Annotated in this window: 9 protein-coding genes and 1 riboswitch; of the genes, 1 reads left to right on the top strand and 8 read right to left on the bottom strand. The window is 74.4% G+C overall.

Features of this window, described 5'->3' with window-relative positions; all coding sequences use genetic code 11:
• Positions 1–59: 59 nt before the first annotated feature.
• The 6 genes from JQN72_RS07715 to JQN72_RS07740 form a co-directional block, all read right to left on the bottom strand.
• Complete coding sequence (locus JQN72_RS07715) at positions 60–1,643, bottom strand: RNA polymerase sigma factor (protein ID WP_204134580.1); 1,584 nt, start codon at positions 1,641–1,643, stop codon at positions 60–62.
• Between the two features lie 224 nt (positions 1,644–1,867).
• Positions 1,868–2,263 carry a universal stress protein gene (locus JQN72_RS07720; RefSeq protein ID WP_204134581.1) on the bottom strand — a complete coding sequence of 132 codons (396 nt, stop codon included), beginning with the start codon at positions 2,261–2,263 and terminating at the stop codon, positions 1,868–1,870.
• Between the two features lie 56 nt (positions 2,264–2,319).
• Entirely contained in the window at positions 2,320–3,450 is a 1,131-nt protein-coding gene (locus JQN72_RS07725; RefSeq protein WP_204134582.1) for a homoserine O-acetyltransferase, read from the bottom strand.
• 16 nt (positions 3,451–3,466) lie between these two features.
• A riboswitch (SAM riboswitch) is annotated at positions 3,467–3,576 on the bottom strand.
• A gap of 11 nt (positions 3,577–3,587) precedes the next feature.
• Positions 3,588–4,685, bottom strand: coding sequence for a DUF4192 domain-containing protein (locus JQN72_RS07730; protein WP_204134583.1), 1,098 nt, complete (start codon positions 4,683–4,685; stop codon positions 3,588–3,590).
• A 96-nt stretch (positions 4,686–4,781) separates the two neighbouring features.
• Positions 4,782–5,180, bottom strand: coding sequence for a YkvA family protein (locus tag JQN72_RS07735; protein ID WP_204134584.1), 399 nt, complete (start codon positions 5,178–5,180; stop codon positions 4,782–4,784).
• Between the two features lie 84 nt (positions 5,181–5,264).
• Positions 5,265–6,002 (bottom strand): EcsC family protein, encoded by a 738-nt coding sequence (locus tag JQN72_RS07740; protein ID WP_307812508.1) that lies wholly within the window; start codon positions 6,000–6,002, stop codon positions 5,265–5,267.
• 30 nt (positions 6,003–6,032) lie between these two features.
• On the opposite strand from JQN72_RS07740, the gene JQN72_RS07745 reads away from it, so the two are divergent.
• Positions 6,033–7,847 (top strand): DNA polymerase, encoded by a 1,815-nt coding sequence (locus JQN72_RS07745; RefSeq protein WP_307812510.1) that lies wholly within the window; start codon positions 6,033–6,035, stop codon positions 7,845–7,847.
• Positions 7,848–7,988: 141 nt separating this feature from the next.
• On the opposite strand, the gene JQN72_RS07750 is transcribed toward JQN72_RS07745, so the two are convergent.
• Together JQN72_RS07750 and hrpA are read right to left on the bottom strand one after the other, a co-directional pair.
• Complete coding sequence (locus JQN72_RS07750; protein WP_204134585.1) at positions 7,989–8,900, bottom strand: proteasome assembly chaperone family protein; 912 nt, start codon at positions 8,898–8,900, stop codon at positions 7,989–7,991.
• Between the two features lie 94 nt (positions 8,901–8,994).
• Positions 8,995–12,843, bottom strand: coding sequence for an ATP-dependent RNA helicase HrpA (gene hrpA, locus JQN72_RS07755; RefSeq protein WP_204134586.1), 3,849 nt, complete (start codon positions 12,841–12,843; stop codon positions 8,995–8,997).
• Between the last annotated feature and the right edge of the window lie 13 nt (positions 12,844–12,856).

Here is a 12,856-nt window from a genome sequence, read left to right on the forward strand (position 1 = left end):
AACGCAGCGGCCCCGGGGCGTCACGCCCCGGAGCCGCTCGCGCACGCCGTAGGTTCTCGTCAGTCGAGGTAGTCGCGCAGCGCCTGGCTGCGGCTCGGGTGACGCAGCTTGGACATCGTCTTGGACTCGATCTGGCGGATCCGCTCACGGGTCACGCCGTAGACCTTGCCGATCTCGTCGAGGGTCTTGGGCTGGCCGTCGGTGAGCCCGAAACGCATCGAGACGACGCCGGCCTCACGCTCCGAGAGGGTGTCCAGGACGCTGTGCAGCTGCTCCTGGAGGAGCGTGAAGCTCACGGCGTCGGCCGGGACCACGGCCTCGGAGTCCTCGATGAGGTCACCGAACTCGCTGTCGCCGTCCTCGCCGAGCGGGGTGTGCAGCGAGATCGGCTCGCGACCGTACTTCTGGACCTCGACGACCTTCTCGGGGGTCATGTCGAGCTCGAGTGCCAGCTCCTCCGGGGTGGGCTCGCGGCCGAGGTCCTGGAGCATCTGGCGCTGCACGCGGGCGAGCTTGTTGATGACCTCGACCATGTGCACCGGGATGCGGATGGTGCGGGCCTGGTCGGCCATCGCGCGGGTGATCGCCTGGCGGATCCACCACGTGGCGTACGTGGAGAACTTGTAGCCCTTGGTGTAGTCGAACTTCTCGACCGCCCGGATGAGACCGAGGTTGCCCTCCTGGATGAGGTCGAGGAAGAGCATGCCGCGGCCCGTGTAGCGCTTGGCGAGGCTGACGACGAGACGCAGGTTGGCCTCGAGGAGGTGGTTCTTGGCCTTCTTGCCGTCCTGGGCGATCCACCACAGCTCGCGCTTGAGCTTCATGTCGAGCTTCTCGCCCGCGTTGAGCTTCTCCTCGGCGAAGAGCCCGGCCTCGATGCGCTTGGCGAGCTCGACCTCCTGCTCGGCGTTGAGGAGGGCGACCTTGCCGATCTGCTTGAGGTAGTCCTTGACGGGGTCGGCGGTGGCACCGGCGGTGACGACCTGCTGGGCCGGCGCGTCCTCCTCGTCGTTGCTCATGACGAAGCCGCTGTCCTCGCCCTCCTTGACCTCCGGCTCCTCGGCAGCGGCGGCACCGCCGTCGACCTCGAGGTCCTCGAGGTCGACCGCCTCCGTGCCCCCGGTCGGGGCCTCGGCGGTCTTCTCGGCGGTCGACCTCTTCGCGGTCGACTTCTTGGCGGTGGCCTTCTTCGCGGTGGCCGGTGCGGCGGCCGACGCCGTCTTGCGGGTGGACGACGTGGAGGCGCCCTTGCTCGTCGCCTTGGTGGCTGCCGTGCCTTCGGACGCCGCGGCCTTCTTCGTCGTCTTGGTGGACTTGCTGGTGGACTTCGAGGGGGTCGAGGTCTTGGCGGCAGCCTTCTTGCCGGTCTTCTTGGCGGACGCGGTGGCCGACGGCTTCTTCGCGGTGCTCGTCGCCGCGGCGACCCCCGACGCGTCGTCGGCGCGAACCTCGATGCCCTGGTCACCCAGAGCCCGCAGGACGACCCGGCCGCGGTTCGGACGGACCTCGGCCGCCCGCATCGCCTCCGCGACCTGTGCACCCGTCACCGTCCCGCTCGTGCGGCCCCGGCGCACCAGGGTCTGGAGGGCCTGGTGGGAGAACTCGGGGGGGAGGGCGCTGGGCTCGGAGGACGTCGTGGACACAGGCGACACCGTCTACCTTTCGTCGCGGATGACCGCAGCCCGGGGACACGAATGCCCGGGCAACGGCGAGTTCGGGGGTCCGGGGCGACACCTCGTCCGACTCGGTTGGCGGGCCGTCCGGCCGGGTGCGCACTACCATTATAACTTCGCGGTCGCCCGACGGACACATCAGACCGGTCGGGCGCCTCCGGGTGCGGCGGCGGGCGGGGTGCCCGCGGGGGCCATCAGCCCTTGACGGCGAGGACCGCGCAGGGGGCGTCGAGGAGGATCCGCTGGGCATTGGAGCCCAGGATGAGCTTGCCGACGGGGGTGCGGCGACGCAGCCCGATGACGATGAGGTCGGCCTCGGTCTCGGTGGCGACGGCGATGAGGTCCTCCGCGGGCTCGTTGCCCCGGACCAGCTGGCGCACCTCGATCTCCGCGCCGCTGCCGCTCAGCTCCTCGGCGGCACGCTGCAGCTCCTCCTCGGCCGCTCGCGACGCGTCGTCGTCGAGGTCGCGACCACCACGGTGGGAGTTGATGACGATGAGCCGCCGGCTGCGCTCACGCGCCTCCTGGACGGCGCGGGCGAGGGCAGCACGGCCCTCCTTCGTGGGCACGAAGCCGACGACGATGGTCACGGTCTCCTCCTGGGCCGGGCGGACACTCGTCCGACCGTACCGCAGAGGCGGACGGGTCACCCGGGCCGCGTCACCGCGCGGATGACGGCACCCACCTGCTCGGTCTCGACGAGGAACCCGTCGTGGCCGTGGCCGGACTCGACGACCGTCAGCGCGGTGTCCGGACGCATCCGCACCATCTCCTCGGAGAGCCTGAGCGGGTAGAGGCGGTCGGTGGTCACCCCCGCCACGTGGAGGGTGCCGGGAAACGCACGGAGCGCGGCCGCCACACCCCCCCGGTCACGGCCGACGTCGTGGCTGTTCATCGCCTCGGTGAGGACGACGTAGCTGTTGGGGTCGAACCGGCGAGCGAGCTTCTCGGCGTGGTGGTCGAGGTAGCTCTCGACGTCGTAGCGGCCTCCGCCACCCAGCGGGTCCTCCCCCGCTCGCGGACGACGGCCGAAGCGGTCGTCCAGCTCGCTGTCGTGCCGGTACGTCGTGTGGGCGATCCTGCGGGCGATCCCGAGCCCGGTGAGCGGGGCACGCCCCGTGTCGTAGTAGTCGCCGTCCGCGTAGTCCGGGTCGCTGCGGATGGCGAGGAGCTGGGGCTGGCACCACGCGACCTGGTTCGCGCTCGCGGCGGCGGTCGAGGCCAGGACGAGCGCGCGCTCGACCCTGTGGGGGTACGTCGCCGCCCACTCGAGGGCGCGCATCCCGCCCATCGAGCCCCCGAGGACGGTGTGCCAGCGCCGGATGCCGAGGGCGTCGGCGAGGGCCGCCTCGACACCGACCTGGTCCCGGATGGTGATGTACGGGAACCGCCCACCCCAGGGGCGGCCGTCCGGCGCGTCGGAGGCCGGGCCGGACGTCCCCTGACAGCCGCCGAGCACGTTCGACGCGACGACGAAGAAGCGGTCGGTGTCGAGCGGGGCGCCGGGCCCGATGAGGCCCGGCCACCAGCCGTCCGTCGGGTGACCCGGGCCGGCCGGGCCGACGACGTGGCTGTCGCCCGTCAGCGCGTGCTCGACGAGAACGGCGTTGCCGCCGTCCGGAGCGAGGGTCCCCCACGTCTCGTACGCGACCGTGACGTCCGGCAGAAACCCGCCGCGTTCGAGGGCGATCTCGCCGACCGCGGCGAACTGCCGGTCGCCGACCGGGTCACCCGTGCGCCAGGCGGCTCCGGCCCAGCGGGTCGGGGTGGCGGTCATCGGCGTGCTCCTCGGCATCTCGCGTTGCCGGTACGCACCGCACCGGCCGGGTCATCACCCGGGGCACCCCACCGCGAGGAGGGTTGCCGCCCAGCAAACCGGGGTTTGGCACTGGGACTCATGACCTGTCGAGAATGCTACCCGGCCAGGCTCTCCGGGGCGGGAGGAGTCCGCGGAGCGGTCGTGCCCACCCCCGACACCCGCAGGCCGGCTCCGACGACCGTGTCGAGCAGCAGGGCGAGGCGGTAGCCGGGGTCGAGGCGGAGCGCCCGGCCCAGGGCGGCGCGGGTCAGGGCGCCGTCGCCGTCGTGCCACGCGGCCTGGGCGAGCACGGTGCACGCGGCCGCCGCGTCGGCCGGACGGTCGTCGGGCACTGCGCGGGCGAGCCCGATGAGGCGTTCGACGACGAGACCGCGCCCACCGGGGTCCGGGGAGCCCGTTCCCCACGACCCCATGGCGCCCCATCGGGGCAGGCACCCCTCGAGCAGCCGGACGACCCGCGCGTCCACCGCCGACCGGGGCAGCACACCGGGAGCGACCCACGAGACGACGCCGTCGCGCAGGGGCACGTCGGTGAGACCCCGCACCGCGACGGCGACGTCGGACGCCCCGACGTGGTGGTCGTGCGGCGGCGCGGTGGCGGGGGTGCGCAGCACACGGGACCAGGCTCGCACGGCCGCCCGGCGTCGGCGGACGGTCTGCGCCGGCAGCGCGGCGAGCCGATCGGCCACGGCCCGGGTGGGGCCGGAGGGCTCGACGAGGGCGTCGACGCTCCGGCGGTCGGGGAGCGGCGAGCGGCCGAGCGCCACGAGCTCGGCCACCGCAGGGACGTCGGCGGCGAGCGGCAGGGGGATGCCGTCGGGCGGGCAGCAGGGGCGGTCGCACCGCAGGGAGTACCGCCGACCGTCGCGCACGACCACGACGTCGAGGACCCTCGTGCCGGCCTGCCCGAAGCGCTCGGCGAGAGCGGCCAGAAGGGGCTCGGACTCTCCCACGTGGTCCTCGTAGCCGACGAGGAGGACGCTGCCGGGACGCTCGCGCAGGGCCGGGCCCGCCACCGCCGCGACCACGGTCGGCACGCCGTCCGGCCCGGGGAGGTCCACCCGTGCCGTCATGACGACCCGCGTCGCACGGAGGGTGATGACGACGGCGCTACGTCTCGGGTGGTAGCCGAGCTGGTAGGGCAGGGACGCGACGACGTCACCGGGGTCGCGCAGGACGATGGATGCTGTCATGCCTCCACGCTGCCGACGTCCCGGCGCGGCCGGAAGGCCGGGCCTGCGTGCCTGTGGACGACCGACGGCAGCCGGGCGCCTGTGGACGACGCGGGCTCAGTCGACGACGTCGGAGCGCACGGTGGTGGGCCCGGCGGCCGGCTCGCCCTCCCCCGGCCCGCGGCCGCTGGATGCCTCCCACTCGAGGAACTTCTCGGTCTCCTCGACGACGGTCGTCGCGACCCAGCCGAGAACCATCGCGTCGTCCGCGAGCCCGAGGACGCCGAGGACGCCCTCGGGGAGGAGGTCGACGGGCGAGACGACGTAGGCGGCACCGGCGGCGACGAGGCCGAGCCGGACGAGCGAGGTGCCCGTGTAGTCGCCGCTGCGTACCGCGGACACGAGCCGTGGGATCGCCACCGCGCGGTCTCCGAGGGACGGGCCGCCGGGGCGGGTGGCGAGCTTGGCCGCGCGCGCGAGCGCGCCGACGTAGGCGAAGCCGCGGGCTTTCGACATGGTTCCTCCTGGTCCGGTGGCGGGTGGCTCCCGCCGTCTCTCTCGACGTGTGTGGCGCGCGGGAGGTTCCCGCGACCGGCCGCGTCAGCCGTTCTGGATCTGCGGAGTGGCCGGCGGGAACTCCCGACGTGCGTCGGAGGCGATCCGGCGAAGGAGCACGATGTCGACCCCTGCGCCGATGACTCCCCCGGCGAGCGGGACGCCCCGGCCGAGGCGTGCCAGCACGGTCTTCGTCGTGCCGGCCACCATCCGGAAGTACACGCCCTTCTTGACGACCATCTCGACCGGGCCGGGCAGCCGCTGTGCCGCGAGGTTGACGAATCGTCCCCCGGGCGGGGTCGGCAGGTGGGCCTTGCGCAGCAGGTCCTCGGCGTCCGCGCCGACGAGGGTGAGCAGCACCGCGGCACGGATCGGTTCGCGGTCGATGTCGTGGCCCCGCAGCCGGGCGATGGCGGCGGTCATCCGGGTGGCTGCCGCGTAGAAGGCGATGACGTTGGCGGGCAGCGCCACCGGCAGGGTGACGAAGCCACCGAGCCCGGTGAGGAACCCCTCGGACCCCGCCGCGACGGTGTGCGTGCGGACGATGTGGTCGATGGCCTTCTCGACGTCTCCCCCCGACTTGCGCAGGGCCGTGTCGGCCACCCGGGAGGCGGAGGCGAAGGGGCCCTTGCCGTCGATGCCGACGTCGAGCACGGTGTCGACGACCTTGATGGCCCGCCGGGAGAGCATGCCGTCGTCCGTGGGCTCCTCCGCGGCCCGTTCGAGAGCAGGACGGTCGTGCGTGGCGTCCTTGCCCTTGCCACGTCGGTCGAGAGTCCCCACGGTCACCTCCGGGTCGGCCGGGGCGGCGCCGTGTCGGCCGCGCGGGTCCGGCTGTTCGTCATCCTGCCACGCAGCGCGCTGACCTGGCACAGCGCCGGACGCACCCGCGGTGACGGTGCCGGGACGTACGCTCGGCGCGTGCTCGGTGCGGACGAGGTGGCGGTGCTCGTCGTCGGCCCGTCCGCGGGTGTGCACCGTTCTGCCGCCGCCCTCGTCCACGGCGGCTCGGCCCGGGTACTGCCGGCGGCCGAGGTCGTGGACGAGGTCGCGCGCCTCGAGGCCGAGCACCGTCCGCGGTGGGTCTGGTGGTCCGCGGGGGCAGCCGCGCGGGACCTCGTCGCCGCGCGGGTCCGGCTCGCCCGCTCCTGGGACGTCGCCGAGGCACACCGCCTGCTGCACGGTGGCTCCGCAGCCGGGCCGCCGCTGGCCTGGGCGGCGGCGCACGGTCTCGGCCCCGGGTCCGTTCCCGCGGCCCCGACGGGCGACCTCTTCGACCACGTGGCGCGGCAGGACCTCCCCGCGGAGGACACCCTCGTCGACGACGCCGGCCACCTGCGGGCCGACCACCTGCGCTGGCTCGAGGACCCCGAGCACCTCGTGCCATGGGCCCACGCGGCGCTCGAGACGGCCCGGACCCAGCTCGACGCGGCGACCCAGCGCTCGCCGCGCCTGACGGGCACGGTCGCCTCCGAGTCGGCTGCGTCCCTGCTCTGCCTCGAGCTCGAGCGCGACGGGCTGCCGCTGGACCGCGCCCGGATGGAGGAGCTCGTCGCCGGCGCCGCGGGTCCGCGGGCGGCCGACCCCGCCGGCGAGGTCGCGGGACGCCGGGCGCGGGACGCACGGGTCCTCCGGCACGTCCCGGAGCGAGGGTCCACCGACCTGCGCAACCCTGCCCAGGTCAAGGAGATGCTCGCGGCCGTCGGGGTCGACGTCCCGTCCACCCGCAAGTGGGTCCTCGAGGCCTACCGGGAGGTCCATCCGGTCGTCCCGGCCCTCCTCGAGTGGCGGCGGGACGAGCGCATCGCGACGACGTACGGCTACCGGTGGCTGGATGCCTGCGTGGGTCCGGACCACCGGCTCCGCGGGGCCTGGACCGCGTGCGACGGCGCGGCGGGGCGGATGACCGCCGAGAACGGGCTGCACAGCCTGCCGGCCCTGCTGCGTCCGGGGGTCGCGGCCGAGCCGGGTCACGTGCTGGTCCGGGCCGACCTCGGGCAGGTCGAGCCGCGGGTGCTCGCGGTGGTCGCCGGCGACGCCGCGTTCGCCGCCGCCACCCGCGCCGACGACCTGTACGCGCCCGTCGCGCAGCGGCTCGGGGTGGAGCGTCCGGTGGCGAAGGTCGCCGTCCTGGCCGCGATGTACGGACAGCGCAGCGGCGCGGCCGGTCAGGCCCTCCGGGGGCTCGAGGCGGCGTACCCGGTGGCGATGGGGTTCCTCGACCGCGCCTACGCGACCGGACGGCGCGGTGAGCCGCTGCGCACGTACGGAGGACGTCTCGTCCACACCGGCCGCGTCCTGGCGGGGCAGCCACCCGGGACCGACCCTCGTCTCGACGCGGCCCGCGGCCGGTTCGCCCGCAACGCCGTGATCCAGGGGTCGGCCGCCGAGCTGTTCAAGGCGTGGGCGGCCACCGTCCGGGCGACGACGGCGGACCTCCAGGCACAGGTCGTGCTCTGCCTTCACGACGAGCTCTTGGTGCACGTGCCGGAGGAGGCGGCCCAGGAGGCGGTGCGCCGGGTCGACGACGCGCTCACCGACGCCGCCCGCCGGTGGTCGGGCGGGGCCCCGGTGCGCTTCGTGTCCCACACCTCGGTCGTCCGCCGCTGGTCCGACGCCAAGGACTGACCGCGGCGGCGGGTGCCCCGACCCGTCGGCCCGGGGCACCCGATCAGGGCTGGGAGAGCCCACCGGACGGGCCGCTGCCTGGGCTCGTCCCCGCGGTCGGCTCCGCGTCCTGGGGAGGGCCGACGGCCGCGCCGGGGAGGGTCAGTCGTCGTCGGAGACCGTGCGGAGGAAGTCCTCGAACTCGGCACCGAGCTCGTCGGCGGACGGGATCTCGCGTGCCTCCGTGGCGAGCAGGCTCGGGCGCTCCTCGCCGGCGACGAACGCGTCGTACTGCTGCTCCAGCGCGGTGATGACCTGCCGCGCCTCCTCGCTGTTCTCGACCTCGGCCGCGATGGCGCGCTGGTTGACGCGGGCGCGCTCGACGAGCTCGTCGTTGGGGAGGTTCAGTCCGGTGGCGTCGGTGATCGCGCCGAGGGCCGCGAGCGAGCCCTCGGCCCACTCGGCGTTCGCCAGGTAGTGCGGGACGTGGACGGCGAACCCGAGGGCGTCGCGCCCGGCCTCCCCGAGCCGCAGCTCGAGCAGGGCGCCGATGGAGGCCGGCACCTGGACCCGGCCGAACGGCGAGCGCGCCTCGCCGATGAGGGAGTCGTCCGTGGCGTGTGCCGTCATCCCCACCGGGCGGGTGTGCGGCACCGCCATCGGGATGCCGTGCGACGACACGACGAGGGTCACCCCGAGCCGGTCGACGAGCTCGGTGACCGCCTCGACGACACGCTCCCACTGGTAGTCGGGCTCGGGCCCGGTGAGCACGTAGTACGTCTGGCCGTCGCGGTCGGTGAGCCGGTGCAGGAGCATGGCGGGGTCGTCGTACTCGACCCAGCGCGTCGTGTCGAAGACCATCGCGGGACGCCGGCCCCGGTAGTCGAGGAGCTGGTCGACGTCGAAGGACGCCACGATCTCGGACCCGCCGGACTCCAGGAGGTGGTCGGTGAGGGTCTGCTGGATCTGCCCGGCGTCGACGAAGCCACCGAGGAGCACGAGCAGGACGCCGGGGCGCGAGTCGTCGAGCCCGGCGTCGGTCTCGACGTGGTAGAGGTCGCTGGGGTTCTGCACGGGTGAAGCCTTTCACGCAGAGGGTCTCACCCTGCACCAACGCCCGGGGCCGGCAGCGGATTCCCCGGCCCGGCGGGCTCAGCCTTCGGTGGGCTCAGCCTCCGGCGGCCACCGCGGCGATGGCCCGCCGCACCCGCTTCTCGGAGACGGGGTGCGCCGTTCCGAGGGACTGCGCGAAGAGCCCGACGCGCAGCTCCTCGACCATCCAGGCGATGTCGGCGACCTCCGGCGCCGCCCGGCGCGCCGCCGGCAACGCGTCGAGGAGGTCGGCGTACGCGGTCTCGACGGCGTCGACCTGCTCCTGCAGCACCGGCTCGCGTGGGTTGGACGCCGCTCGCTCGAGGCGCTGCTTGGCCGCCCGCAGGTATCGCCGGAGGTCGGGCAGCCGGAGCGCTCCGGTGGCGGCGACGAAGCCCGGGCGGACGAGGCCGTCGAGCTGTGCGCGGACGTCCGCGCGTGCCGCTGCCGTGGTGGTGGCCGCACCTCCTGACCCGAGGGCGTCGAGGGTCCGGCGTACCTGCGCCGCGAGGACGAGCACGGGCTCGACCGCCTCCACGACCGTGAGGACCCGCGTCGCGGCGTGCGTCCGGACGGCCACGAGCACCCGGTCGAACTCCTCCTCGGTACGCACCGGACCGGTCACGTGCTCGGCGGCGATGGCGTCGACCGCGGCGTCGAGACAGTCCTGCAGCAGGGCCGGCACCGAGCCGTGCGGGTTGTCGGCGAGGGCGAGCTTCTGCGCGTTCGTCAGCCGGGCGAGCACGCGCTTCCACGGCGCGGTCGTGCCGAGCAGCAGCAGCCGGCGTACTCCCGCCCGGTGGGCCGCCGCGGCGGAGCCGGCGTCCGGGAGCACGCGCAGGGCCACCGAGTCCCCCGCGTCGACCAGGGCCGGGAACCCGACGACCGGCTGCCCGCCGGCGTGCCCCTCGAAGGTCTCGGGCACGGTGCCGACGTCCCACGTCGTGAGCCCGGCTCGCTCGATCGAGGCGCCCGCGCGGGACATCCCCTCGCGGACCGCTCCCCCGGCCCGCTCGCGGAGCGCCTCGAGGTCCTTGCCGGCGGCGACGACCCGCGGACCGCGGGAGCCGGGCCGCTCGACCGAGAAGGTCACCCGGAGGTGGTCGGGGACCCGCGCGAGGTCGAACTCGCCGGGGTCGACACGCACCCCCGTGCGGTCGTGCAGGACCCGGGCGAGCTCCTCCACGAACGTCCCCCGCGCGGGGTCGGCGTCGCGCAGCGCCGCGGCCGCGTGGTCGGGGGCGGGGACGAAGTGCCGGCGGACGGCCTTGGGCAGCGAGCGCAGCAGCGCGACGGCAAGGTCGTCGCGCAGCCCCGGCACCTGCCAGTCGAAGCCCTCCGGGGTGAGCCGGTTGAGGACGGCCACCGGGACGTGCACGGTGACGCCGTCGGCCGCCTGGCCGGGCGCGAACTGGTACGTGACGTCGAGCTCGACGTCGCCCTGCCGCCAGGTCCGCGGGTAGTCCTCCACGGAGATCCCCTCGCCCGCGTCCGAGGTCAGAGTCTCCTCGGTGAGGTCGAGCAGGTCGGGGCGGCGGCGCCGCTCACCGCGCCACCACCGGTCGAAGTGCCGCTCGGTGGTGACGTCCGGCGGGATGCGCGCGTCGTAGAAGGCGAACACGACGTCGTCGTCCACGACGATGTCCCGGCGCCGGGCGCGCTCCTCGAGCTCGGCGACCCGGGCGAGGGTGCGCCGGTTGCGCCGCCAGAAGTCGTGGCGCGGGTCCCAGTCGCCCTCGACGAGCGCGGAACGGAGGAAGATCTCGCGGGCCGCCTCGGGGTCGAGACGCGCGTACTGGACGGTGCGGTCGGTGACGAGCGGCACCCCGTAGAGGGTGACCCGCTCGGTGGCGACGGCGGCGCCGGCCTTCTTGCTCCAGCGAGGCTCGCTCACCGTCCGCGCCACGACGTGTGCGCCGGCCTCCTCGGCCCACTTCGGTTCGATGACGGCGACGGTCCGCGCCCACAGTCGGCTCGTCTCGACGAGCTCGCCGGCCATGACGTACTCGGGCCTGCGCCTGAAGAGCGTCGACCCCGGGCTGATCCCGAACCGGGCGCCCCGCCCGCCGAGGTACTCGCGCCGCACCTGGTCGCGGACTCCGACGTGCGAGAGCAGCCCGGCGAGCAGCGCCCGGTGCACGGTGTCCCAGTCGGGGTCGGCGTCCTGCGCGGCCGTCGCGAGGTCGGGGTCGATACGGACCGAGCGGGCCGCCCGACGCAGCTGGGCATGGAGGTCCTGCCACTCGCGGATCCGCAGGTAGTGCAGGTACTCGTTCTTGCAACTCCGCCGGAAGGCACTGTGCGACAGCTCTTCCTGCTTCGTCGTGAGGTAGCGCCACAGCGACAGGTACGCGGCGAAGTCGGAGCGGTCGTCCGTGAACCGGGCGTGCTGCTGGTCGGCCTGTGCCTCCTTGTCGGCGGGCCGTTCGCGCGGGTCCTGGATGGACAGCGCCGCGACGAGGACCAGCACCTCGCGGGTGCAGCCGAGCCGGCCGGCCTCGACGACCATCCGGGCCAGGCGTGGGTCGAGCGGCATCCGGGCGAGGGTGCGACCGGTCGGGGTGAGCCGGCGCCCGCGCCCACGGTGCCGCCCGGGGCCGCGCTCGTCGGTGGAGAACGCCCCGAGCTCCTCGAGCAGACGGACCCCGTCGGCGACCTGCCGGGCGTCCGGCGGGTCGACGAACGGGAAGCGGGCGACGTCGCCGAGCCCGAGCGAGGTCATCTGGAGGATGACGGAGGCGAGCGAGGTGCGCTGGATCTCCGGCTCGGTGAACTCGTCGCGGGCGTCGTGGTCCTCCTCGGAGTAGAGCCGGATGCACACGCCCGGGGCCACCCGCCCGCACCGACCCGCCCGCTGGCTGGCACTGGCGCGGCTCACCGGTTCGATGGGCAGACGCTGGACCTTCGTCCGCTGGCTGTACCGGCTGATCCGGGCGGTGCCGGTGTCGACGACGTAGCCGATGCCGGGCACGGTGAGCGAGGTCTCGGCGACGTTCGTCGCGAGCACGATCCGCCGACCTCCGCCGCGCCGGAACACGCGGTGCTGCTCGGCGGCGGAGAGCCGGGCGAAGAGCGGGAGCACCTCGGTGTTCGGCAGACGCAGGGCGGTGAGGGCCTCGGCGGCGTCGCGGATCTCCCGCTCGCCACTGAAGAACACGAGGATGTCGGTGGCCTCGGGGCTCGGTGGGGCCTCGGTCCACAGCTCCTCGACGGCCTCGACCACCCCCTGGGTCTGGTCCTTCTCGGCGACGACGTGCCGGCCGTCGGGGTCCAGCTCGACGAGGGGTCGGTAGCGGACCTCGACGGGGAAGGTGCGGCCCGAGACCTCGACGACGGGGACCTCGCGGACGGTCTCGCCACGGTCGTCGGTGCCGAAGTGCCGGGCGAAGCGCTCGGGGTCGATCGTCGCCGAGGTGATGACGACCTTGAGGTCGGGGCGGCGCGGCAGCAGCTGCTTGAGGTAGCCGAGGATGAAGTCGATGTTGAGGCTGCGCTCGTGGGCCTCGTCGATGACGACCGCGTCGTACCGGCGCAGGTCGCGGTCGCGCTGGAGCTCGCTGAGCAGGATGCCGTCGGTCATCACCTTGACCCGGGTCGCGTCGCTGCTGTGGTCGCCGAAGCGCACCTGGTACCCGACGAGGCCGCCGAGCTCGACCTGCATCTCCTCGGCGATCCGCTCGGCCACCGACCGCGCGGCGATGCGGCGCGGCTGGGTGTGGCCGACCTGCCGCCCGCGCGCGCCGAGGCCGAGCTCGAGGAGCATCTTGGGCAGCTGTGTCGTCTTGCCCGAGCCGGTCTCCCCCGCGACGACGACGACCTGGTGCTCGCGCAGCGCGGCGAGGAGGTCGTCACGCCGCTCGACGACGGGCAGGTGCTCCGGGTAGTGCAGCTCCGCCGGGGTGAGCGCGTCGGCGGGGGCGGGCATGCCGCCAGGATAG

The sequence above is a fragment of the Phycicoccus sp. CSK15P-2 genome (genome assembly GCF_016888005.1).
Lineage (GTDB): Bacteria > Actinomycetota > Actinomycetes > Actinomycetales > Dermatophilaceae > Phycicoccus.